Origin of the sequence: Vibrio sp. STUT-A11, from assembly GCF_026000435.1 — a bacterium.
Taxonomy (GTDB): Bacteria; Pseudomonadota; Gammaproteobacteria; order Enterobacterales; family Vibrionaceae; genus Vibrio.
Map to the genome: position 1 here is coordinate 481,784 of NZ_AP026763.1, position 24,398 is coordinate 506,181.

The window sequence follows — 24,398 nt, forward strand, 5'->3', positions numbered from 1 at the left end:
TTGGGACAATTTACAACTATTTGGTCGAAATTTGTTCACAATAGCTGGAGCTGATGGATAGAGGAGGAGGGGAGTAGAGGGAAACAAAAAAAGCCCCCACCATAAGGCGAGGGCTTTGGGAATTCAGCGCAAGCTTGATTACTTGATGCCAGCGAATTCGCGAAGAAGTGCTGCTTTATCAGTCGCTTCCCATGGGAACTCTTCACGACCAAAGTGGCCGTATGCTGCAGTCTTCTTGTAGATCGGCTGCAGAAGGTTAAGCATTTCTTGTAGACCATATGGACGTAGGTCGAAGAACTGGCGTACTGCTTCGATGATGATGTCGTGAGATACTTTTTCAGTACCAAACGTTTCCACCATGATTGACGTTGGATCCGCCACACCAATAGCGTAAGAAAGTTGGATTTCACAACGGTCAGCCATACCAGCTGCAACGATGTTTTTCGCTACGTAACGCGCTGCGTATGCTGCACTACGGTCAACTTTTGATGGATCTTTACCTGAGAACGCACCGCCACCGTGACGAGCCGCACCGCCGTAAGTATCTACGATAATCTTACGACCAGTCAGACCACAGTCACCCATTGGACCACCGATTACGAAACGGCCAGTTGGGTTGATGAAGAAGTTAGTCTCTTTGTTGATCCACTCCGAAGGAAGAACTGGCTTGATGATCTCTTCCATTACCGCTTCACGCAGATCTGGAGTTGAGATTGAATCACAGTGCTGAGTTGATAGAACAACTGCATCGATACCTACGATCTTACCTTGATCGTATTGGAACGTTACCTGAGATTTCGCATCTGGACGCAACCAAGGTAGTGTGCCGTTCTTACGTACTTTCGCTTGTCTTTCAACAAGACGGTGAGAGTATGTGATCGGAGCTGGCATTAGAACTTCAGTTTCGTTACATGCGTAACCGAACATGATGCCTTGGTCACCGGCGCCTTGCTCTTTTGGATCCGCTTTATCAACACCTTGGTTGATATCTGGTGACTGTTTACCAATTGTGTTTAGTACTGCACAAGAGTTCGCATCAAAACCCATATCTGAGTGTACGTAGCCGATTTCACGAACGGTTTCACGAGTTAGCTCTTCAATGTCAACCCATGCTGAAGTCGTGATTTCACCACCCACCATTACCATACCGGTTTTAACGTAAGTCTCACATGCAACACGAGCCTTTGGATCTTGCTCTAGAATCGCGTCAAGAACCGCATCAGAAATCTGGTCTGCAATTTTATCTGGATGACCTTCTGATACTGACTCAGAAGTAAACAGGTGCTTAGCCATGTTAGCTCCACTATATCTGGTTTAAAACTGGAGCATGATAAACGCTCCAGCGCAAAATAATACTAATATATGCAGGTGTATCTACATCTAGACGGCTATTCTAAGTTTGATTGCTCGAATTACAAGCTCTTTTTTGGTTTTTGTCACAACTAAACGTTTGCGTGAGTTATTTATTATTTTGGGAGTTTCAGGGGATTTAAATTCACAGATGTAATATTTGTGAGGTTTTGGGGTGGAAATCGTTTGCACACCCTGAGGGGCTTTGAGAGAATTATGAGCAATTTTTTCGTTTCGCTTAACGTACTCAGGAGCAGACATGTCGTCTCGTAAACATCTTGCCAATGCAATCCGTGCTCTAAGCATGGATGGTGTTCAACAAGCTAACTCAGGTCACCCAGGTGCACCTATGGGTATGGCTGATATCGCTGAAGTTCTTTGGCGCTCTCACCTAAACCACAACCCATCTAACCCAGAATGGGCTGATCGTGACCGTTTTGTACTTTCAAACGGCCACGGATCAATGCTGATTTACTCGCTACTACACCTAACGGGTTATGAGCTATCAATCGACGATCTGAAAAACTTCCGTCAGCTTCATTCAAAAACTCCGGGTCACCCAGAGTACGGCTACGCACCAGGTATCGAGACAACAACAGGTCCTCTAGGTCAAGGCATTACTAACGCAGTTGGTATGGCAATGGCTGAAAAAGCACTTGCTGCCCAGTTCAACAAAGAAGGCCACGACATCGTTGACCACTTCACTTATGCGTTCTTAGGTGATGGCTGTCTGATGGAAGGTATCTCGCACGAGGCTTGTTCTTTGGCGGGTACACTAGGTCTTGGCAAACTGATCGCGTTCTGGGATGACAACGGCATTTCTATCGATGGTCACCTAGAAGGCTGGTTCTCTGACGATACGCCTAAGCGTTTCGAAGCGTACGGCTGGCACGTAATTCCTGCAGTAGACGGTCACGATCCTGAAGCGATCAATGCTGCAATCGAAGCGGCAAAAGCAGACCCTCGCCCTACGTTAATCTGTACTAAGACGATCATTGGTTTCGGCTCTCCTAACAAGTCTGGCTCTCATGACTGTCACGGTGCTCCGCTAGGCCAGGACGAAGTTCAAGCGGCACGTGAGTACCTTGGTTGGGAATTTGGTCCATTTGAAATCCCAGCAGACGTATACGCAGAGTGGGATGCAATCGAGACTGGCGCGGCAAAAGAAGCAGCTTGGAACGAGAAGTTTGACGCTTACGCTGCAGCTTACCCTGCAGAAGCGGCAGAGCTTAAGCGTCGTCTAAACGGTGAGCTACCTGCACAGTGGGAAGAGAAAGCGAACCAAATCATTGCGAATCTTCAAGCTAACCCAGCGAACATTGCGTCACGTAAAGCATCGCAAAATGCACTAGAAGCGTTTGGTCAAATGCTTCCTGAATTCATGGGCGGCTCTGCAGACCTTGCGCCTTCTAACCTGACAATGTGGTCTGGTTCTAAATCTCTAGAAGCGGAAGACTTCTCGGGTAACTACATTCACTACGGTGTGCGTGAATTCGGTATGACAGCGATCATGAACGGTATCGCGCTACACGGCGGTTTCGTTCCTTACGGTGCAACATTCCTAATGTTCATGGAATACGCGCGTAACGCAATGCGCATGGCTGCTCTGATGAAAGTTCAGAACATCCAGGTTTACACGCACGATTCTATCGGTCTTGGCGAAGATGGCCCAACTCACCAACCCGTTGAGCAAATGGCTTCTCTACGTCTGACTCCAAACATGAGCACATGGCGTCCATGTGACCAGGTTGAATCAGCAGTGGCTTGGAAACTAGCGATTGAACGTAAAGATGCACCAACAGCACTTATCTTCTCTCGTCAGAACCTGGCACAACAAGAGCGTACTGCAGAGCAAGTTGCAGACATCGCGAAAGGTGCTTACATTCTGAAAGATTGCGCAGGCAAGCCAGAGCTTATCCTTATCGCAACAGGTTCAGAAGTTGAGCTAGCGGTTGAAGCAGCAGCGCAGCTAACGGCAGAAGGCAAGCAAGTACGTGTTGTTTCAATGCCATCAACCGATGCATTCGACAAACAAGACGCCGCTTACCGTGAAGCAGTACTACCATCAGACGTGACTGCACGTATCGCTATCGAAGCGGGCATCGCAGACTTCTGGTACAAGTACGTTGGCTTCGACGGTCGCATCATCGGTATGACCACCTTTGGTGAATCTGCACCTGCAGGCGAACTGTTCAAGATGTTCGGTTTCACTACTGAAAATGTAGTAAACACAGCAAAAGAGTTGTTAGCGTAATAAAATACGTGGATGAAAAACCGGGCAGAGATGCTCGGTTTTTTTATGCGTACAGTGTCGGTAATAGACACTTACTTGATGCGTTTTTGTTTGTCATCGGGTACTATTTGTGACACGAAATTTCAGGTAAGGCGAGGGATAGATGCTAAAGGTTGCGATCAATGGATTTGGGCGTATAGGTCGTAATGTTCTGCGAGCTGTGTATGAAAGCGGCAAACATCAGCAGATCAAGGTGGTTGCGGTAAACGAGCTGGCTCAGCCTGAAGCGATGGCGCACTTACTGCAGTATGACACCAGCCATGGTCGTTTTGGCAAAAAGATCTCTCATGACCAAGAGCATTTATACGTTCACCACAACTCATGCCATCAAGATGCTGGCGAATATGATGCCATCCGTATCTTACACCTAGCCGACATTGAACTTCTTCCTTGGCGTGACCTCGAAGTAGACATTGTATTAGATTGTACGGGGGTCTATGGCTGCAAAGCTGACGGCTTAGCGCATATAGAAGCGGGTGCTAAAAAAGTACTGTTTTCCCACCCTGGGGCAGCTGACATCGATAACACTATTATCTACGGTGTTAACCACGAAACCCTTAAAGATGAACATGTCGTTGTTTCTAATGGCTCCTGCACGACAAACTGTATCGTTCCTATCATCAAAGTTTTAGATGAAGCGTTCGGAATTGAGTCTGGCACCATTACGACTATCCATTCATCCATGAACGATCAACAGGTCATCGACGCTTACCATAGCGATTTACGTCGTACACGTGCTGCAAGCCAGTCTATCATTCCCGTTGACACCAAGTTGCATAAGGGTATTGAAAGAATCTTCCCGAAATTTTCTAACAAATTTGAAGCAATTTCCGTTCGCGTTCCGACAGTTAACGTTACTGCAATGGATTTAAGTGTCACAATTAGTACAAATGTGAAAGTTAATGACGTAAATCAAACCATTGTTAACGCATCTCAGTGTACATTACATGACATTGTTGACTATACTGAATCGCCACTCGTTTCCATCGATTTTAATCACGACCCCCATAGTGCGATTGTGGATGGAACTCAAACAAGAGTGAGTAACGGGCAGCTAGTAAAAATGCTCGTATGGTGCGATAACGAATGGGGCTTTGCTAATCGGATGCTGGATACCGCTTTAGCAATGCAAGCCGCTCCCCGTCATAATTGACGGCGCAGCGTTGTTGACTGCGCAAATTCACCCTAATCACATAGTACCGCTATGCTCATAGGACTGAATTTACTTGTCGCCTAGCTGCACCGACACCTATTTAGGGGGGACAGCAATTATGCGGCGAGGAGAAATATTTATTTTTAACCTTGAAATAAATATTGAATGTCTCCATATTCTATAACCAGTTTGAAGAATTAACAGGCTTGGCAGGGTTGCCGAGTTTTCAAAAACTTTAATTTTTAAATATTTGAGAGGACACAACATGTCTGTAATCAAGATGACTGACCTGGATCTTGCAGGTAAACGTGTATTTATCCGTGCTGACTTAAACGTGCCAGTAAAAGACGGAAAAGTAACTTCTGATGCACGTATCATCGCATCTCTTCCAACTATTAAGCACTGCCTAGAAGCAGGCGCTAAAGTAATGGTTACTTCTCACCTAGGTCGCCCAACTGAAGGTGAATACGCTGAAGAGTTCTCTCTACAACCTGTTGTTAACTACCTAAACGACGCACTAGATTGCGAAGTTAAGCTAGCAAAAGACTACCTAGATGGCCTAGAGCTAAACGCTGGTGAACTTGTTGTTCTAGAAAACGTTCGCTTCAACAAAGGCGAAAAGAAAAACGAAGAAGAGCTATCTAAGAAATACGCAGCACTATGTGACGTATTCGTAATGGATGCATTCGGTACGGCTCACCGTGCTCAAGCGTCAACTCACGGCGTTGGTATGCACGCTCCAGTAGCTTGTGCTGGTCCTCTACTAGCAAACGAACTAGACGCACTAGGCAAAGCAATGGACAACCCAGCTCGTCCAATGGTTGCTATCGTAGGTGGTTCAAAAGTTTCTACTAAACTGACTGTTCTTGAGTCTCTATCTAAAATCGCTGACCAGCTTGTTGTTGGTGGCGGTATCGCAAACACATTCATCGCAGCTGCTGGCCACAACGTTGGTAAGTCTCTATACGAAGCAGACCTAGTAGACACAGCTAAGAAGCTAATGGATGAGTGTGCAATTCCAGTAGCAACTGACGTTGCATGTGCGAAAGCATTCGATGAAAACGCAGAAGCTGAAATCAAAGACGTTTCTGAAGTTCAAGACGACGACATGATCTTCGACCTTGGCCCTGACTCAACAGCGGCACTAGCTGAGATTCTTAAAAACGCGAAAACTATCCTTTGGAACGGTCCAGTAGGTGTGTTCGAATTCAAGAACTTCGAAGCTGGTACTAAAGGTATCTCTGAAGCTATCGCAACTTCTGAAGGCTTCTCTGTTGCAGGTGGTGGTGACACGCTAGCAGCTATCGACAAGTTCGGTATCAAAGCTGACGTATCTTACATCTCTACTGGTGGTGGCGCTTTCCTTGAGTTCGTAGAAGGTAAAGTTCTTCCTGCAGTAGAAATGCTAGAAGCACGCGCTAAGTAATTAAAGCAAAGCGGGGGAGTTATTCTCCCGCTTTGTTGTTTGCTGCAACGTGTGAGGAACTCTGCTAAAATAGCCTCAGTTGTGAGCAAACGTTTGCAAGATTTTCAACTTAACAAGTTTTGTTTAAAAACGACAGATAAATAGGATTACATCCATGTCTAAGATCTTCGACTTCGTAAAACCAGGTGTTATCTCTGGCGATGACGTTCAGAAAGTTTTTGCAGTAGCGAAAGAAAACAACTTCGCTCTACCAGCTGTAAACGTTGTAGGTACTGACTCTGTAAACGCAGTACTAGAAGCAGCAGCTAAAGTTAAAGCTCCAGTTGTTGTTCAGTTCTCTAACGGCGGCGCAGCTTTCTTTGCTGGTAAAGGCGTGAAACTTGAAGGTCAGGGTCCTCAAATCCTTGGCGCTGTAGCTGGTGCTAAATACGTTCACGCTGTGGCTGAAGCTTACGGTGTGCCAGTAATTCTACACACTGACCACGCTGCTAAGAAACTTCTACCTTGGATCGACGGTCTTCTAGATGCTGGTGAAGAGCACTTCGCTCAAACTGGTAAGCCACTATTCTCTTCTCACATGATTGACCTTTCTGAAGAGTCTCTAGAAGAAAACATCGAAATCTGTGCTAAATACCTAGAGCGTATGGCTAAGATGAACATGACTCTAGAGATCGAACTAGGTTGTACTGGTGGTGAAGAAGACGGCGTAGATAACTCTGACATGGACGCATCTGAGCTTTACACTTCTCCAGAAGACGTTGCTTACGCATACGAGAAACTAAACGCAGTTAGCCCACGTTTCACTATCGCAGCATCTTTCGGTAACGTACACGGTGTTTACAAGCCAGGTAACGTTGTTCTTACTCCAACTATCCTACGTGACTCTCAAGCACACGTTTCTGAGAAATTCGGTCTACCAGCGAACTCTCTAAACTTCGTATTCCACGGTGGTTCTGGTTCTTCTCAAGAAGAAATCCAAGAGTCTATCGGCTACGGTGTTATCAAAATGAACATCGATACTGATACACAGTGGGCAACTTGGGATGGTATCCGTAAGTACGAAGCTGAAAACCACGATTACCTACAAGGTCAAATCGGTAACCCAACTGGCGAAGACGCACCAAACAAGAAGTACTACGATCCTCGCGTATGGCTACGTGCTGGCCAAGCTTCAATGGTTGCTCGTCTAGAGCAAGCATTTGCTGACCTTAACGCAGTAGACGTACTATAATTCGATTGAATTAAAGTTGATGAAAACCCGCTCATTGAGCGGGTTTTTTTATATCTTCATTCAGGTATCTGTCTAGATTTATAGCTCGTCCTATTCCTATCGAGCCAAAACCATCACTGGTAAATTTATCAATAGAAAAGCTTGTATATAGTTTGTATACAATAGGTTGCTTTTTGTACTGCGTGTTTGGATTTAGGTAATAAAAGTAGCGAAATAGGATAGCATTGCGTAATCTGTAACAGGCCGATATAGGAAAACTCTGATAACGTGTTGTTTTGCATCTCTTTGCGAAATTCTGACTTTGCAAAACTTCAAAGTTAATATATCGTGCCAAAATTCTGACACTGTTCAGTTTTACAATAGTGATATTGTGACAGATAAGAGCCTATAAAAGACAAGGTTCACATAGAAACGGCAATTGGTTTTATATCTTGATTTGAGGATAAGTATTATGGCAGGTGAGTCGGTGGATATCGATAACACAATAACGAATGGGCTGAGTAGCGCTGAGCATTGGCTTTCGAGCAACTCAGACCTTCTCGTTCAGTATGGTGTAAACATTATTTCAGCACTGATTATTCTATTTATCGGTAATATTATCGTTAAAGCAGTTGCTGGTAGTGTGGCAAAAGTACTTGAAAAGAAAAACATGGATAAGGCGGTCGTTGAATTTATTCACGGTCTTGTTCGTTACTTGTTATTCGTGATTGTTCTTATTGCTGCTCTTGGTCGTGTTGGGGTTCAAACTGCCTCTGTTGTTGCTGTAATTGGTGCAGCAGGCCTGGCGGTTGGTCTTGCTCTGCAAGGGTCGCTATCAAACTTTGCCGCAGGTGTGCTTATTGTAGCGTTCCGTCCATTTAAGTCTGGCGATTATGTTGAGATTGGTGGTGTTGCAGGTAGTGTTGAAGCAATTCAAATTTTCCAAACGATTCTAAAAACACCTGATAACAAAATGGTTGTCGTGCCTAACTCTTCTGTCATTGGTGGTGCAATCACTAACTACTCTCGCCACGCGACTCGTCGTGTCGATCTAGTGATTGGTGTTTCTTACAAAGCGGATCTTCAGCTAACCAAGAAAGTTATCCGTGAGACGCTGGAAAAAGACGCTCGAATTCTTAAAAACCCTGATATTACGATTGGTGTATTAGCTCTGGCTGATTCTTCTGTAAACTTCGTAGTACGTCCTTGGGTTAAGACTGAAGATTACTGGGGTGTTTATTTTGATGCGATGCAAGGCATCAAAGAAGCTCTGGATGCAAATGGCATCGAAATTCCATTCCCACAAATGGATGTTCACCTGAACAAAGTAGAAGCGTAATCAAAGCGAATTTCTATTTAGAGAGCGAGGCAAATTTGCCTCGCTTTTTTTATGCATAGTAGAGAAGCTGATGTAGATTAAGCTGCTGCATAACGAGAGCTATCACCAGTATTTGGTTATCAATTCGCTCGCTAAAACATAGGCGATAGCAAACATCATCAATGCCACACCAATATCTATACCTTTCTTCACCTTAGGCTTAGATAGTGTTGGTCCCAATTTGGCTGCTCCCAGAGACAGGGTAAAGAACCACACAAAAGAGGCCATGATTGTACCGAGAGCAAAGGCGATACGGTCGTGACCTTCAAACTGACCGCCAATAGAGCCAAGAATCACGACGGTGTCTAAGTACAGGTGCGGGTTTAATACCGTTACCGCAAGTGCGCCGAGAATCACTGTTCGACGACCACGTGCTATAACTTCCCCTTGAGTTTCTGATCCCTTTTCTGATTTGAATGCACTTTTCAGTGACAGGTAGCCATAGACACTGAGAAACGCGATACCGCCGACTGTTACTGAAGTAAGCAGTATTTCATTTTTTGATAAAACTGCACCACCACCAAAAATACCTAAAGAAATAAACAGCACATCCAGAATGCTGCAGATAGTTGCGGTAGTGAGATGGTGATTACGTTTGATGCCTTGATTCAAGACATACGCATTTTGTGCTCCAATCGGAATGATCATTGATGCACCTAATCCAAATCCTTGCAATACAACCCAAAAGCTCACAACTCACCTCTAAAATAGTTATTAAAATCACGAACAGGAGCAAGATAAAGGCTTTAGCTAAATAAGTATAATTAATGATTTTAATATATTATTAGTAAGGCTTATTTGTCCGATGTTAATAGGGGATTTTCATGCGAGGACTGGATTACAAGTGGATAGAAGCGCTTGATGCCGTAGTCTATCAAGGAAGCTTCGAGCGAGCTGCAGAGAGCCTTTATGTCTCTCAATCCGCTATTTCTCAACGAATTAAACAGTTAGAAAAATTTCTTGCTCAACCGGTACTGATTCGTGAACAGCCACCTAAGCCGACACCAATAGGTAAGAAGTTGCTCGGACTGTATCGTCGAGTTCGTTTGCTGGAACATGAAATTTTACCTGAGCTAACAAATGACACCACAACACGACCTGTCCAGCTGTCATTGGCGACCAACGCCGACAGTTTAGCTACATGGTTATTACCAGCCTTGCAAGATGTGATGAAAACGCGCCAAGTCGAGTTAAAACTCGCGATTTATGGTGAATCTCGCTCGATTGAGAAGCTAAGAAGTGGTGAAGTTGCAGGAGCCATCAGTCTGGAATCTCAGGCTATTCCAGGCTGTCGAGCGGACTATTTAGGCCGTATCGATTATGTCTGCGTGGCAAACCCTGAATTTTATCAACGCTACTTTTCGGCTGGGGTAAATAATAAAACGCTCGCCGAGGCTCCGGCGGTTTCTTACGATCAATACGACGAGCTGCACAAGAAGTTTCTGACGGAACACTTTAATGTGCGCCCTGACAGTGTCATCCATCATAATATCAGCAGTTCCGAAGCTTTCCTCAAAATGGCTTTAGCTGGCGTGGCTTATTGTTTGATTCCCCACCTACAGATTACCGACGAATTGGAACAGGGCTTATTGATTGATATCACGCCGGGTTTTTTGATGACCTATCGAATTTACTGGCATCACTGGCAATTGGAAACCGGTGTTTTGCAAGAAATCTCGCAGGCAATCGTCGGCTATGCTCAACGTCATTTACCGCAGTAGAATGCAACAACAATGACGTTAACGCGTACCTCTTGCATTAATTTGGTTAAAAATCACACCAAAGTTACACAGTCAAAGTTATGTTAGAAGTGAATGAGGGTGGTTGGATAATCGTCGAAAATTCCTATTATCAAGCATTATATACCCAAATAACCTCGAGATGCTTGGTTCAGCGAGAGTGACTTGGCTCTCAGACGCGGCAACGATTTGAAGATCTAGTGGTTCTAAATCAAAAATCGTTAACAAAGTCTGTGAGTCAAGACAACTCGCCCTTCGGGAGCGTGTCACTGACACAATTTCTGCGTCAAATAACTTGGAAAGAGCTTGCTATTCCGCTTCATTATTTTCCTTGAACTAGTATCAGTGACAACGCTCTGAATCCTGCATCTTGAAGTCATTTGGGTATATGCTCAAGCCGTTATGAGTGTTTGAGTATTACCCCTGGTGACTTCGGTAGTGCTAACTACTGTAGGATCGCTTTTGGGACATGTCTTTTATATATGGATGGATCTGTCGAATGAAACTGTATTCGTGTTTGCTGGCTACTTTGCTCAGCCTTACCAGTGTTTCAGCCCTAGCTACTACACCTGAATTTGCACACGTAACGACAACAGGTTATGGCGAGGTAATTGCAACGCCAGATATGGCGACTTTTTCGGTCAAAGTGGTGGATACTACGATGACTGCCGAGCAAGCAAAGCTGTCGGTGGATACGACTGTCGATGAGTTTTTGCAAAAACTGTCAGATGCAGGATTATCTAAAGACAGTATTACCAGTTCGAATCTGTACCTAGCTCCTCAATACCATTATCCAAAATCGGGTAAGGCTGAGCTGGTTGGTTATCGCGCTTCTCGCAGTATAAACGTCACGGTTAAGGATTTAGCCAACCTTAATCAGTACCTTGATATGGCAATACAAGCGGGTATTAATCAGGTTGATAATATTCAGCTTAAGGTGAGTAATCAGGCTGAGTATCAACAGAAAGCACGTCTGGCTGCGATCAAAGATGCCAGAGAAAGTGCGGCCTCTTTAGCTTCCGGCTTTGATAAGACTCTGGGGGATATCTGGCGGGTCAACTACAACAACACTTACCCAACGCCAGTTTTAATGCGCTCTATGGCGATGGAAGGCAAGCAGAATGCCAATAGCTACCAGGATTCTACGATGGTAATTCGCGATCAGGTAGAGGTTATTTACAAGCTGAAATAGGTCGAATAACTAACCGATATAAAAAGGCAGGGAATTTTCCCTGCCTTTGTTGTTTCTGTTCTTCTTAGTGAAGAATACGAGCACGAATTGTACCTTCGATGCTTTTTAGCTTGGTTAGTGCTTCTTCTGAACGCTCAGTTTCTACATCGATAACCACGTAGCCGATCTCTGCAGCTGTTTGTAGATACTGCGCTGCGATGTTGATGCCTTCCTCAGCAAAAATGGTGTTGATCTGAGTAAGGATACCTGGACGGTTTTTGTGGATGTGTAGTAAGCGAGAGACTTCGCCACCGTGCTCGGGTAGAGACACTTCAGGGAAGTTTACACTTGAAAGCGTTGAGCCATTATCAGAGTATTTCGCTAGCTTACCAGCAACTTCAACGCCGATATTTTCTTGTGCTTCTTGCGTTGAACCGCCGACATGAGGAGTCAGGATTACATTGTCGAACTTCAGTAGAGGCGACTCAAACGGGTCAGCGTTTGTTTTTGGTTCCACAGGGAATACGTCGATAGCTGCACCAGCCAGGTGACCTGCCTCTAACGTGCTGCAAAGTGCAGGAATATCTACAACAGTACCACGAGCAGCGTTGATAAAGATTGAGCCAGGCTTCATGCGAGCAAATTCTTCTTCACCCATCATGTTCTTCGTTTCTGGTGTTTCTGGAACGTGCAGTGAGATAACGTCACACTTATTCAGCAGTTCACTCATGGTGTGAACTTGTGTGGCATTGCCCAGAGACAACTTGTTTTCGATGTCGTAGTAGTAAACGCGCATACCAAGGTTTTCAGCGATAATGCCCAGCTGAGTACCGATATGGCCGTAACCGATAATACCAAGACGCTTACCACGAGCTTCGTAAGAGTTATCTGCGCTCTTCTTCCAGATACCGCGATGTGCAAGCGCGTTCTTTTCAGGAATGCCTCGTAGTAGCAATAGAATCTGGCCAAGAACCAATTCTGCTACGCTTCGTGTGTTTGAGAAAGGTGCATTAAACACAGGAACGCCGCGCTTAGCTGCTGCGTCGAGATCGACTTGGTTCGTACCGATACAAAAACAGCCAATAGCAACCAGCTTGTTTGCCGCATTGATCACTTCTTCCGATAGGTTGGTGCGGGAACGAATACCGATGAAGTGAACATCTTTCACTGCTTCAATCAGCTCTTCCTCAGGAAGTGAACCTTTGTGATATTCAATATTGGTGTAACCAGCAGCTTGAAGAACTTCAACTGAAGATGGGTGAAGGCCTTCAAGTAAAAGGATCTTAATCTTGTCTTTTTCCAGCGAAACTTTGGCCATTTTTTCTCGTCCTTAAAATGGAAAGGTGGGCTAATATGGCGCACATTGGGCAAAACCATTAAAAAGGGGATAATTAATAGTTTTGTAGGAGGACAAACGTTTCCTTGTGCGTCTTCTGTTCAATAAAGTAACAAAAAAAAATCGCTTTGGGTAAGAAAATTACGGAATAAGGAATAATTTTATTTGGTGAAAGAATGAAAAACGGTGCTTTGCAGCACCGTATGTAATGAAATAACCGAAAAATGAACCTGATAGGCTAATTGTCTAGGGGGTTTACTCTTCGATTTTTGCACCTTGAGGTGTGCCAGTGATAACCACATCCGCACCACGGTGCGCAAACAGACCATTGGTCACAACACCAGCGATGCTGTTGATCTTATCTTCCATCTCTTTCGGGTTAGTGATCTTCATGTTGTGTACATCCAGAATCACGTTGCCGTTATCGGTCACCACACCTTCGCGGTAAGCAGGATCGCCGCCAAGTTTAACCAGTTCACGCGCCACGTAAGAACGAGCCATCGGGATTACTTCTACAGGTAATGGGAACTGACCTAGAACATCGACCGCTTTTGTGTCGTCCACAATGCACACGAACTTTTCTGAGATGGCTGCAACGATTTTTTCACGTGTTAATGCGGCACCACCACCTTTAATCATGTCTCGCGTTGGGTTGATTTCATCCGCACCATCAACATAAATATCTAGCTTAATTACGTCGTTACACTCAAATACTTCAATACCAAGCTCTTTTAGACGCTCAGTAGAAGCCACAGAGCTAGAGACTGCACCTTTGATATCGTCTTTGATAGTCCCTAGAGCATCGATGAAGTGATTCACGGTAGAGCCAGTGCCGACACCGACAATGCTGCCTTTTTCAACATATTTTAATGCTGCCCAACCAGCCGCTTTTTTCATTTCATCTTGAGTCATGCCAATCTCCTGAATAGATGTCCGTTAACATTTTCGGCGTGATTATAGCGGTTAAGTGTTAGTTTTCCCATTGCCAGATTCGGCTTGGCGTCACGATCTTAGGCAGTGGAATGTCCCAACTTTCAATTGGCAGACGTTCAACATGTTGACAGTCGTGGGCGATCCCTACTGGTGCGGCACCTTCACCACTGGCAAACCAATGGGAAAGGGTGCGATCATAGTATCCACCTCCCATTCCCAAACGGTGACCAATACTGTCGAAACCCACCAAAGGCGTACAGATAAGATCGAGCTGACGAACTGGTATCAGGTGGCGAATATCGAGTTTTGGCTCAAGAATGCCATATTTGTTGTAGATCAGTTGATCGTCACTCATATACTGAAGAAACAGCAGCTGACCTTTTGAAAAAGGGTGAATAACAGGCAGATATATAGACTTCCCTTGTTGCCATAGCCACTCGATAAGGGGCTTGGTATCCAGTTCACCATCTGCAGAGAGATAAATAGCAATATGCTGCGAGCTCTGGATTTCAGGAAGTTGAGAAAATTGACTGACTAAGTCGAGCCCCGCTTGAAACTGCGTGTCGCTGCATAGAGCGTTGCGTTTTTCACGGATCAGTTTACGGAAGTCTTGTCGAGAAAGTTCTGACATAGAGGAATACCCCAGGGTGCCGTTGAGGATTGTGGCCCTTGAACCAGCTGGTTCAAGGCGGATCAGCAATGATAACCGTAGGCTTCTCGGTACATGCCAAGCTTGCTCAATAGTTACCAAATACTAACCCTTAGGTATTGCTTATCGGCTCAGGGACTTACATCCTGCTGACGCACACCCCAGGGTAAATTTTGTATCTACTGCTGTCCTTGCGTAACTTTACTTAATGCGTTCTCTAAAGACGCAGTGAGCTGTTCCATTCGCTCAGTAATTTCTTGCTGTTGACCGCTCGATTCGTATGACTTGGTCTGTAACTCATAACAAATGTTCAATGCGGCAAACGTCAGCAGTTGAATTTCATTGGTTACCTTAGTACGTTCGCTCATCTCTTTCAATCGTCGATCGAGATCTTTTGCTGCTGCAACGAGAGATTCCTCTTGTCCCGCAGGACAATTTACTCGAGTTACTTTGCCTAGTATTTGAACGTCGATCGCTTGATTGCTCATGATGAATAAACTCTATATTCGCGCTATCTAAGGTGTTGCTCTATGCAACTACCGAGGAGGAAACTATAGGAAAACCGCTATTAAGATTCAAGCATTTCCCATCACAGAAAGAGAAATGATGGCATGATCACACAGGAATTGGGCAAATTGAGCAAATGGTGTTCAAAATGAATTTGATAGTCGTTTCGGAGGACTAGGCTTGATGGTAGGATATGTCGATATATTATTACGCAAGAATGAGCCAAGTTATGAGTGAAATCACCCTTCCTGAATACCAATCTATTGCTGCTGAATTACAATCTGCAAGTTTGGCAGTGACTCCTGCTGAATTGCACGGTTTGCTTGTCGGCATGCTAAGTGGTGGATTGGCGATTAACGATCAAACCTGGCAACCCATTCTATTTGATTACACTAATGATGGTATGGGCTGGCCTGCAACCGCGTTAACATACGCACAGAGTGTGTTCAAAGTTTCCGTTGGTGAACTGACCGGCTCTTCAATGGAGCTGTCTTTACTATTGCCAGACGAGCCTGGTGAAGAAGGCTTGTTTGCCTTAGCGGATAGTGTATCTGACTTCGTCAATCACTTTATTTCTGGTTTGGGTTTAGCTGGTATTGTCATGAGCAAAGCTTCTGATGATGTGAAAGAAGCATTAGCTGACCTAGAAGAAATTGCCAAACTTGGTATTGATGAAGACGACGATCTTGGTGAGCAAGCGCAATTACTTGAGCAAGTGATCGAACATGTTAAAGCTTGTGTGCTTACTATCCATGCAGAGTTTGGTGCGCGCCCAGAAAGCAGCGACAGTAAACCTACGATCCATTAATCATAGATTGTTCAGAGGTAAGCATGAGGCAATATGATGTAGTCATTGCTGGTGGTGCTATGGCCGGGGCGACGTTAGCTCTGGCGATTGAACACTTATCCCAAGCGGCTTTACGCATTGCTGTCGTCGAGCCTTTTAAAGCCCAATCGGATGTCCACCCGGGCTTTGATTCACGTTCGATAGCGTTGTCTTATGGTACGGTAAACCTGTTGCGTCAGTTGCAACTCTGGTCTGCCATAGAGCCATTTACTACCCCAATTGAGCATATTCATGTTTCTGATCGTTCTCATGCAGGAATGACAGAGATTACTAAGCAAGAAGTCGGGGTTGAGGCTCTGGGATACGTTGTTGAGCTGGCTGATGTGGGACGCGTGTATCAAGAGCTACTTACTAGGAGCATCTCAATAGATTTTTTCTGCCCAGACTCCGTGACCTATATCGAGCGAGAGCAAGCTCATACGATGGTTGAGCTTAGTAGTGGCGAAAAACTCGAAGCGAAGCTGTTAGTTGCGGCTGATGGCGCGGTTTCACAGTGCTGCCAGCAAGTTGGACTAGAGTTATCTGAACACGACTTTGAGCAAGTGGCTGTGATCGCCAACATCCAGGCTCAGGAGCTGCATCAAGGGCGTGCATTTGAACGTTTTACTGAAAACGGGCCGGTCGCATTGCTGCCGATGAGTGACAATCGTATGTCGCTCGTGTGGTGCTTGCATCCGGATGAAGCTGAAACGGTATTGGCTCTCTCTGACCGTGATTTTCTGGCGCGATTGCAGAATGATTTTGGCTGGCGTTTGGGGGCTCTGAATAAAGTCGGTCTGCGTGCGAGCTATCCTCTATTACTCCGACATCGGAAGCAGAATATTTCACATCGATTTGCGATTGTGGGTAATGCTGCTCAGACACTACACCCGATCGCGGGACAAGGCTTCAACCTAGGTATTCGTGATGTGGTGTCTCTGGCTGAAGAGGTGGTTAAGCAAAGCGATGACGCTGGACGTTATCGAGGCTTAATGCGTTTTAGCCAGCGCCGTGAAGCCGATCGCAGTGAAACCATCTGGTTAACGAGCTCGCTCGTACATATTTTTTCAAACGATTTACCCGCGATGCGAATTGGGCGTAATGCCGCTTTAGCAGCGATGGATAACCTTTCTATTTTTAAGCAGCCTTTGCTACGCCATACTCTTGGCTTAGTAAAAAGATAAACGGTTGCAAAGAATTAGATAACCATTAGTTATTAGGTAAGTAAAAGCAATGATGCAAAGTGTAGATATCGCCATCATCGGCGGAGGGATGGTTGGGTTGGCGCTTGCCGCCGCATTCAAAGACAGTGACCTGCGTATCGCTGTCATAGAAGGCAGCGTTCCAGATGATAAACTGAATGAACTACCCGATGTGCGTGTGTCTGCATTGAGCCGATCGAGTGAAACCATATTGCGCAACCTAGGGGCCTGGCAAGGTATCGATCAGCGTAGATCGTCGCCATACTATGGCATGGAGGTTTGGGAACAGGACAGCTTTGCCAAAATAGAGTTTGATGCGCAATGTATGGCCCAGCCTGATTTAGGTCACATTGTTGAAAACAGAGTGATTCAGTTGGCTTTGTTGGAGCAAGTGCAAAAACAGGGCAACGTGACGCTGTTTATGCCAGCACGTTGCGCCACCTTAGCCGTTGGTGAGCAAGAAAGCTGGCTAACGTTGGACAATGGACAAGCGATGACGGCTAAATTAGTGGTCGGCGCGGATGGTGCAAATTCTTGGTTGCGCCGTCAGATGGACATTCCGCTTACTCATTGGGATTATGGCCATAGCGCGCTAGTCGCGAATGTTCGAACAACCGAGCCTCACAACCATATCGCACGCCAGATTTTCACTCCACATGGCCCATTGGCTTTACTGCCGATGTCTCAGCCAAACATGTGCTCGATTGTTTGGTCAACAGAGCCAGACAGAGCAGAGCAACTTCTGGCGATGGATGAGCATGATTTCAATAAAGCGTTAACCAGCGAGTTCGATGCACGACTTGGCTTGTGTGAAGCGATGGGAACGCGCACCGCATTTCCATTAAAAATGCGTTACGCACGAGACTTTGTCGTTGAGCGTGTGGCGTTAGTCGGTGATGCCGCACATACCATCCATCCGTTAGCGGGGCAGGGGGTGAACTTGGGCCTTCTGGATGCGGCAAGTTTAGCTCAGGAAGTCTTAGAGTTATGGAAACAAGGCCAGGACATTGGCAGTAAACGTAACCTACGTAGTTATGAGCGCTGGCGTAAAGCAGAAGCGGCCAAGATGATTGCTGCGATGCAAGGTTTTCGTGATTTATTCTCTGGTGATAATCCGGCTAAGAAGTTGGTGCGAGGTATTGGTTTAAGTCTGGCAGGGCAGTTACCTGGTGCGAAAGATGAGATTATGAGACGAGCATTGGGCCTAAAAGGTGAGCTGCCAGAGTTGGCTCGGCAGTAGTTGTTTATCCTAAGAACAAAAAAAGGCTGAACTAATCAGCCTTTTTATCAATGAATTTTAGCTAAGCATATGCGCATCGGAGTTTCATGATTTCTTGGTTGATCTCTTTTACGGCTCTGAAATGACGTTGCTCCGCTCTTTCAGGTAATATCAGTTTACCGTTATCAAACTCGAATTTTCCGACCCCGTAAATATAAATTCTTCCTTTAAAAAGACGACTTATATGTTTAGCAATCATACCTGGTGTATAGCGCTTAAACAGTCTCATATTTACTTTCCTTTTCTTTTCTTACCTAGCTCAGGACATTCTACGTTTTTTATGCGAAATTATTGTGATAGCAGTACGACTAAGTGCAGGTGAGATGTAACAAAATAGAGATTTGTGCTGTCTTAGGCAAAGTGACGCCTTTATGTCTAAAATTGCGTGAGGATTACCCCAAAAATCACCGATTAATGAACATTATTCGTCCTGTACTCTCTTATACGTGGTGCATTAAGCAATAGTTTTGTTACAGGATTAAGAATAGAAGGAAATAGAATGTTTGCTAAATGTTCACTTTTCAACGTCCATTCCGTTTTCTTCTATCTTTTAATCTTAGAGCGTGAAGACAGATAAAAAGTTCAGACAAAAAAAGCCCGCTTCAGCGGGCGAATAGTCACAGATGCATTACACAAAAGTGGATTGCTGACTGAACAAAGACTGTTATCGAAATCAGCGGATTCACTTTATATCGGCAGAGTCCTGTTGAAAACTCAACCAACACAGGCATCATATACGAGTTTTTCGCTGGTGACTATTTATGTATTATAAATGATTAAAAATTCCCTATTAATTTACGCACGATGTGATCTTTATCACAGTTCGTTGCTGGTTGTGTAATCGATTACGTTTGTTGTCTAAACTATCGACAAATATCAGCCACGACGGGATGACACAGCTCGACGAGATCATCTATTGATAAAGCGATACCCGCCATTCGATCACCGCTACTGATCGTCACCTCCCTTTCTCTTAAAAGGCTCGGGTCGAATACGACTGGCATGTGGCGCTTCAATAGCAACGGTGTCACCGTGCCAATTTTATATCCGGTAATATTTTCGACATCCGCTTGATCGACACAAGTCATACGTCGGCATTGCAAAAGTGAGCGGACCTTTTTGGGATCAATACTACGGTCTCCTGGTGCACAGGCGAGTGCATAAAGATTCCCCATATCTCTTAGTAAGATAGCTTTGACCATTTGAGAGGGGCGAATGCCACGCTGCTGCGCGGCATCCTCTATTGTGGTGGAGGGCCTTTGATGTGGAAGTAAACGAAACTCGATGTTTTGCTCTGCCAGAAACTGCATTAAAGGCGTTTCAATGGGTTTACTCATCATCAAGGCTGTAAGGCAGTTCGGCGATGGTCCATTCACACTCCGGCTGTGAAACCAGACGCAAACGAGTGTCGTCATCTAAGTTATTTGGTAAAACAATCAAACCTATCGCCTGGTTGTCTGAATATTGGTAATGGGTAAGTAGGGCACCGACAGAACGCCAGTTTTCTCCCACGCTACGTTCTAGAGCAATGGGGTCATCAGTTAAGTTTGCTGATGTTGCACCTTTCACTATGTACATCGCGCGTTTATTGGTTCCGCGGTATTTTGCACGAGCTACGGTTTCTTGCCCAGTGTAGCAACCCTTCGTGAAGCTGATACCACCAAGTGCTTGCAGGTTGAGTGCTTGTGGAATGTGCTCGTTTTGCGCAGCTGCTGGTACAAATGGTAGTGCCGCTTCAATCTCAAAACGGTTCCAAAGTTCATGTGTCGTCAGTGTGGCATCACTGTTTTCAATCACTGATTGAGCTGCATCGCTGGTCAACAGCAGCAGCCAGCGGTTGTCTGCCACTTTGACGGCAGTGCCGCCGCTAATCGCACGTACATCACCAGACTCTTCGCTGATGCCATCGATAAACGAATTGGCTTGAGAGCCAGCAACGCCAAGAATAATGTCGCTGGATTCTTCGATAGTGACTTTAGAAAATACAGCGTATTTCTTAATTTCTTTTAATTCGATTTCAAGGGCTGACTTCGGTTGGATCAGTCCATAACCATCTTGGTGATGGAATAAACGGAACACACTCCATACTTTGCCTTTAGCATCACAATGCGCACCAAGTGTTGATTGGTCTTTCTCTAGAGAGACGACATCGCAGGTGACCTGACCTTGTAAGTATGATTTTTTGTCATCACCCACCATGGTGATCACGCCTAAGTTGTCCAACAGTGAGATAGATAGCTCAGGTAAAGCATCTTGAATTGAGAGAGGTAGTGCTGAGAAGCGAGTTTGCCATTCCATGATTACAATGCCTTTTGAAGATGTTTTTCAGCTATGGTAATTCGAGAATAAGCATTTGTCAGCTTTGATTATACTCAAGCAACCTCACTGGGTTTGGTTCGCGTATTGTGACCGGTACACTAGTTGCGTAGCATATCCCTTGTTACACTCCGCACTTATAACAAGACATCTATGAAGGAATAATGAATGTACACTCCGGAAGAAAAGGCGCGTATTAAATGGGCTTGCCGTAGAGGTATGCTTGAACTTGATGTGGTGATTATGCCGTTCTTTGAAGAGTGCTTCGATGCGCTAAGCGAACAGGAACAGCAACATTTTGTTTCTTTGCTTGAGTGTGACGATCCAGATTTGTTCACCTGGATTATGGGACATGGCCGTAGTGAAAATCTAAGTCATGCATCAATGGTTGATAAAATTGTCGCCCACAACCTCAGCAAAGTTCGTTAATCTCACTCTTGCCCCCTCAATTACTGCCCGAGTCATGAGTTTCTCTCTTATTTTCTCAATGACTTGGGCGGTCATCTTGTCTGATACGCCAATTGTATTATCTATCTATCTGTTATTAATGATTGCTAAACTGCACTTTGGCGAGCTTTTGGTTGCGCCTACCAGCTTAGGTATCTGGTCTGTTGATTGTGATGGCACAGTGAGAAGCGAATCAAAACAGGCCCAGATTAAGCGAATTGACTTGTCGACTCTGCCGTTTAAGACCGTAATTACGCTCGAATCTGGTGAGCGTGTGACGGTATGGCGAGACAGCTGTGAAGATAAACAATATCGCCAGTTAAGTCTGGTATTGCGTCAGTGGGAAATGAAACAGGGAGCCGATACTCCCTGTTGAGGTGTTGCGTTAATCATCTTATCGACGATTATTGGTCAGATAGCTGCTTAGTCGGGGTTAGGATCGTCGGCCCACTGTTTTCCAATTGGTTTGGGTAATCCAGTGTATAGTGCAGCCCACGGCTCTCTTTGCGTTGCATCGCACAACGTACCATCAATTCAGCAACCTGAAGCAGGTTACGCAGTTCAAGCAAGTTATTCGATACGCGGAAATTACTGTAGTATTCATGCGTCTCTTGCTGCAGCATTTGAATGCGTCGTAGCGCACGTTCCAAACGCTTATCCGTACGCACAATACCCATGTAGTCCCACATAAACAGGCGCAACTCGTGCCAGTTGTGCTGGATGATAACCTCTTCATCGCTGTTGGTAACCTGGCTTTCATCCCAGCAAGGCAATTGAGGAGCCAGCTCGACTTCAGTACGGTGCTTAAGAATATCTTTTGCTGCTGACCATGCGTAAACGACGCATTCTAGTAGTGAGTTAGATGCCATGCGGTTTGCACCGTGAAGGCCGGTGTAGCTCACTTCACCAATCGCGTATAAGTTTTTCAGGTCTGTGCTGCCGTTTCTGTCGACAATGACACCACCACAGGTGTAGTGAGCGGCAGGTACAATCGGAATTGGCTCTTTGGTCATATCAATACCCAGATCCATCAAGCGAGAGTAGATAGTCGGGAAGTGTTTGGTAATGAAATCTGCTGGTTTATGGCTAATATCGAGATACATGCAATCTGCACCCAGACGCTTCATTTCAAAGTCGATGGCACGAGCAACAACATCACGTGGAGCTAACTCTTTACGTTCATCAAAGTCGGGCATGAAACGAGAACCATCAGGACGACGTAAATATGCGCCCTCGCCACGCAGTGCTTCAGTTAGCAGGAAATTACGTGCTTCAGGGTGATAAAGACAGGTCGGATGGAACTGGTTGAATTCCAAGTTTGCCACACGGCAGCCCGCACGCCACGCAATCGCAATACCATCACCAGATGAAACGTCAGGGTTGGATGTGTATTGGTAAACCTTCGAAGAGCCGCCAGTCGCAAGCACCACAAATTTTGCACGAACGGTTTCTACATGCTCTTCGTTACGGTTCCAGATATAAGCGCCAATGACTTTATTTTTGTCACCACCAATTTTATCTTCCGTGATCAGGTCAAGCGCATTGTGTCGTTCAAGAACATGAATGTTTGGATGATTGTGCGCATTGTCTTGCAGGGAAGTTTGCATCGCCATACCCGTTGCATCCGCAGCGTGCAGAATACGGCGACAACTGTGTCCGCCTTCTCGGGTCAGGTGGTAACGAGGTTCTTCGTCGGAATCGTCTTCTTCGCGATCGAACGGAACGCCACCATCAATGAGCCACTGTACACACTCTTTTGAATGTTCAGCGATAAATCTCACCGTCTCTTCATCACAAATACCATCGCCTGCGATCTGGGTATCTTCAACGTGTGACTCAATCGTATCTGACTCATCAAACACCGCAGCGATACCACCCTGAGCGTAATAGGTCGCCCCTTCGCTACGTGGTCCTTTACTAAGCACCATTACTTTACAGTGGTTGGCGACACGTAAAGCCAACGACAAACCTGCGGCTCCGCTCCCTACCACTAACACATCACATTCATGTTCACGATTTGTGTTCATATAACTTTCATAATCCCAAGCTAAGACAACAACGTTATCTTGTGTATTATTTGCACACCATGTGCACTTCCATTAGCGTGACATCCGTCACTAAGGGCTAAGTTGGGAGGTTCATCTAAATTACAGTTACTCTGGTGACTTGAGCCACTCTTCTTTTTTAGTATGTCTAGGCCGAAGACCCCAAATCACATACGAATATTTTTGAGCTTTATTAAAAAAGTTATTCAGACTGCCAACAGCCATGTAAATGATAAGCAATAGTTTATCAATATCATTGCTTTTCCATGCTCTACCCAGCACAATTTAAACTGAGGGCGATTATTATACCCATTTCCCCCTAATTTGCTCGCCTATCAAACTTAGATTTAAGTTTAAAAAGGCTAGGGATTAGGCGCATGACATCACACTGTGAATAAACAATGACAAAAATTGCGGAAGTCATGGAACTTTCTCATTCATATTGCAGTCACAATAGTGCTCAAGTAAGCAGTGGTGTCAATACTACGTTTTGCAAAGATAGTACCCATATCTGAGATAGAGTAGGGGCATAACAAATAGGAGTATCCGCTCGAATGAACGAGCAGCTGACCGATCAAGTATTGATTGAGCGAGTTCAGAATGGTGATAAGCAAGCATTCAACCTGCTGGTAACGAAGTATCAGAACAAGGTATGTAATCTTATCTCCAGATACGTAAGTAATCCTGGCGATGTTCCAGATGTAGCACAAGAAGCGTTTATCAAGGCTTACCGAGCTATCCCCAGTTTTCGAGGGGAAAGTGCGTTTTATACGTGGCTGTATCGCATTGCAGTGAATACTGCGAAAAATCACATTGTGGCCCAGGGGCGAAGACCCCCAGCGACAGATGTTGATGCTGAAGATGCTGAATTTTACGAAACAGGTAGTGCACTTAAAGAAATTTCGAACCCTGAGAACTTAACGTTGTCCAAAGAATTGCAACGGGTAGTGTTCAGTGCAATCGAAGCCTTACCTGAAGATTTAAAAACAGCAATGACGTTGCGAGAGCTTGACGGCTTGAGCTATGAGGAAATTGCTGAAGTAATGGATTGCCCGGTAGGAACGGTACGCTCACGTATCTTCCGTGCTCGTGAAGCGGTGGAAAAGAAAATCAAACCTCTTTTACAGCGCTAGTACAA

24 protein-coding genes and 1 other RNA gene are annotated in these 24,398 nt (G+C 45.2%); 13 read left to right on the forward strand and 12 right to left on the reverse strand.

The window, feature by feature from the left end; translation table 11 throughout:
* Positions 1–138: 138 nt before the first annotated feature.
* Complete coding sequence (gene metK / locus OO774_RS02325) at positions 139–1,293, reverse strand: methionine adenosyltransferase (protein ID WP_264904260.1); 1,155 nt, start codon at positions 1,291–1,293, stop codon at positions 139–141.
* Between the two features lie 87 nt (positions 1,294–1,380).
* On the reverse strand, positions 1,381–1,611 hold the full coding sequence (locus OO774_RS02330) for a hypothetical protein (protein ID WP_264904261.1): 231 nt from the start codon (positions 1,609–1,611) through the stop codon (positions 1,381–1,383).
* On the opposite strand from OO774_RS02330, the gene tkt reads away from it, so the two are divergent.
* The 5 genes from tkt to mscS all read left to right on the forward strand — a co-directional run bounded on the left by tkt (position 1,610) and on the right by mscS (position 8,771).
* Positions 1,610–3,604 (forward strand): transketolase, encoded by a 1,995-nt coding sequence (tkt, locus tag OO774_RS02335; protein ID WP_264904262.1) that lies wholly within the window; start codon positions 1,610–1,612, stop codon positions 3,602–3,604. The two genes, OO774_RS02330 and tkt, sit on opposite strands and share 2 nt — an antisense overlap.
* 142 nt (positions 3,605–3,746) lie before the next feature.
* Positions 3,747–4,796: an erythrose-4-phosphate dehydrogenase gene (gene epd, locus OO774_RS02340; RefSeq protein WP_264904264.1), complete on the forward strand. Its 1,050-nt coding sequence runs from the start codon at positions 3,747–3,749 to the stop codon at positions 4,794–4,796.
* Positions 4,797–5,061: 265 nt separating this feature from the next.
* Positions 5,062–6,222, forward strand: coding sequence for a phosphoglycerate kinase (locus tag OO774_RS02345; RefSeq protein WP_014233019.1), 1,161 nt, complete (start codon positions 5,062–5,064; stop codon positions 6,220–6,222).
* Between the two features lie 154 nt (positions 6,223–6,376).
* Positions 6,377–7,453, forward strand: a complete 1,077-nt coding sequence (fbaA, locus tag OO774_RS02350; protein WP_264904266.1) for a class II fructose-bisphosphate aldolase — start codon at positions 6,377–6,379, stop codon at positions 7,451–7,453.
* A gap of 451 nt (positions 7,454–7,904) precedes the next feature.
* Positions 7,905–8,771 (forward strand): small-conductance mechanosensitive channel MscS, encoded by an 867-nt coding sequence (mscS, locus tag OO774_RS02355; RefSeq protein ID WP_264904268.1) that lies wholly within the window; start codon positions 7,905–7,907, stop codon positions 8,769–8,771.
* Between the two features lie 102 nt (positions 8,772–8,873).
* Here mscS and OO774_RS02360 read toward each other — a convergent pair whose 3' ends face one another.
* Positions 8,874–9,503 (reverse strand): LysE/ArgO family amino acid transporter, encoded by a 630-nt coding sequence (locus OO774_RS02360; RefSeq protein WP_264904270.1) that lies wholly within the window; start codon positions 9,501–9,503, stop codon positions 8,874–8,876.
* A gap of 131 nt (positions 9,504–9,634) precedes the next feature.
* Here OO774_RS02360 and OO774_RS02365 point away from each other — a divergent pair, with 131 nt between their 5' ends.
* Entirely contained in the window at positions 9,635–10,531 is an 897-nt protein-coding gene (locus tag OO774_RS02365) for a LysR family transcriptional regulator ArgP (RefSeq protein ID WP_264904272.1), read from the forward strand.
* Positions 10,532–11,048: 517 nt separating this feature from the next.
* A complete protein-coding gene (locus OO774_RS02370) occupies positions 11,049–11,741 on the forward strand; it encodes an oxidative stress defense protein (RefSeq protein WP_014233014.1) in 693 nt (230 codons plus the stop codon).
* A 64-nt stretch (positions 11,742–11,805) separates the two neighbouring features.
* On the opposite strand, the gene serA is transcribed toward OO774_RS02370, so the two are convergent.
* From serA to OO774_RS02395, 5 genes are all read right to left on the reverse strand, one after another.
* On the reverse strand, positions 11,806–13,038 hold the full coding sequence (serA, locus tag OO774_RS02375; protein WP_264904275.1) for a phosphoglycerate dehydrogenase: 1,233 nt from the start codon (positions 13,036–13,038) through the stop codon (positions 11,806–11,808).
* 273 nt (positions 13,039–13,311) lie between these two features.
* Positions 13,312–13,968: a ribose-5-phosphate isomerase RpiA gene (rpiA, locus tag OO774_RS02380; protein ID WP_264904277.1), complete on the reverse strand. Its 657-nt coding sequence runs from the start codon at positions 13,966–13,968 to the stop codon at positions 13,312–13,314.
* 58 nt (positions 13,969–14,026) lie between these two features.
* Complete coding sequence (locus tag OO774_RS02385) at positions 14,027–14,620, reverse strand: 5-formyltetrahydrofolate cyclo-ligase (RefSeq protein ID WP_264904278.1); 594 nt, start codon at positions 14,618–14,620, stop codon at positions 14,027–14,029.
* Between the two features lie 4 nt (positions 14,621–14,624).
* A non-coding RNA gene (ssrS, locus tag OO774_RS02390) (6S RNA) lies at positions 14,625–14,809 on the reverse strand.
* Positions 14,810–14,817: 8 nt separating this feature from the next.
* Positions 14,818–15,126, reverse strand: coding sequence for a cell division protein ZapA (locus tag OO774_RS02395; protein ID WP_020333986.1), 309 nt, complete (start codon positions 15,124–15,126; stop codon positions 14,818–14,820).
* A 248-nt stretch (positions 15,127–15,374) separates the two neighbouring features.
* Between OO774_RS02395 and OO774_RS02400 the strand changes: the two genes are divergently transcribed.
* Genes OO774_RS02400 through OO774_RS02410 form a run of 3 tightly spaced genes read left to right on the forward strand, consistent with a single transcriptional unit; the run spans position 15,375 to position 18,413 of the window.
* Positions 15,375–15,953: a YecA family protein gene (locus OO774_RS02400; RefSeq protein ID WP_264904279.1), complete on the forward strand. Its 579-nt coding sequence runs from the start codon at positions 15,375–15,377 to the stop codon at positions 15,951–15,953.
* 23 nt (positions 15,954–15,976) lie between these two features.
* Positions 15,977–17,155 (forward strand): 2-octaprenyl-6-methoxyphenyl hydroxylase, encoded by a 1,179-nt coding sequence (gene ubiH / locus OO774_RS02405; RefSeq protein ID WP_264904281.1) that lies wholly within the window; start codon positions 15,977–15,979, stop codon positions 17,153–17,155.
* Between the two features lie 49 nt (positions 17,156–17,204).
* Positions 17,205–18,413, forward strand: coding sequence for an FAD-dependent 2-octaprenylphenol hydroxylase (locus OO774_RS02410; protein ID WP_264904283.1), 1,209 nt, complete (start codon positions 17,205–17,207; stop codon positions 18,411–18,413).
* A 61-nt stretch (positions 18,414–18,474) separates the two neighbouring features.
* On the opposite strand, the gene OO774_RS02415 is transcribed toward OO774_RS02410, so the two are convergent.
* From OO774_RS02415 to ygfZ, 3 genes are all read right to left on the reverse strand, one after another.
* Positions 18,475–18,681 carry a DUF1107 domain-containing protein gene (locus OO774_RS02415; RefSeq protein WP_264904284.1) on the reverse strand — a complete coding sequence of 69 codons (207 nt, stop codon included), beginning with the start codon at positions 18,679–18,681 and terminating at the stop codon, positions 18,475–18,477.
* Positions 18,682–19,315: 634 nt separating this feature from the next.
* Positions 19,316–19,789 (reverse strand): YbaK/EbsC family protein, encoded by a 474-nt coding sequence (locus OO774_RS02420; protein WP_264906046.1) that lies wholly within the window; start codon positions 19,787–19,789, stop codon positions 19,316–19,318.
* Positions 19,782–20,750, reverse strand: coding sequence for a tRNA-modifying protein YgfZ (gene ygfZ, locus OO774_RS02425; protein WP_264904286.1), 969 nt, complete (start codon positions 20,748–20,750; stop codon positions 19,782–19,784). The genes OO774_RS02420 and ygfZ overlap by 8 nt, the downstream gene beginning before the upstream one ends.
* Positions 20,751–20,936: 186 nt before the next feature.
* Here ygfZ and OO774_RS02430 point away from each other — a divergent pair, with 186 nt between their 5' ends.
* Together OO774_RS02430 and OO774_RS02435 are read left to right on the forward strand one after the other, a co-directional pair.
* Entirely contained in the window at positions 20,937–21,197 is a 261-nt protein-coding gene (locus OO774_RS02430; protein ID WP_237315353.1) for a succinate dehydrogenase assembly factor 2, read from the forward strand.
* Positions 21,198–21,231: 34 nt separating this feature from the next.
* Entirely contained in the window at positions 21,232–21,591 is a 360-nt protein-coding gene (locus OO774_RS02435; protein ID WP_264904287.1) for a hypothetical protein, read from the forward strand.
* A gap of 28 nt (positions 21,592–21,619) precedes the next feature.
* Here the strand turns inward: OO774_RS02435 and nadB are convergent, their stop codons facing one another.
* Positions 21,620–23,242: an L-aspartate oxidase gene (nadB, locus tag OO774_RS02440; protein WP_264904288.1), complete on the reverse strand. Its 1,623-nt coding sequence runs from the start codon at positions 23,240–23,242 to the stop codon at positions 21,620–21,622.
* A gap of 572 nt (positions 23,243–23,814) precedes the next feature.
* On the opposite strand from nadB, the gene rpoE reads away from it, so the two are divergent.
* Complete coding sequence (rpoE, locus tag OO774_RS02445; RefSeq protein WP_014233001.1) at positions 23,815–24,393, forward strand: RNA polymerase sigma factor RpoE; 579 nt, start codon at positions 23,815–23,817, stop codon at positions 24,391–24,393.
* Positions 24,394–24,398: the final 5 nt, after the last annotated feature.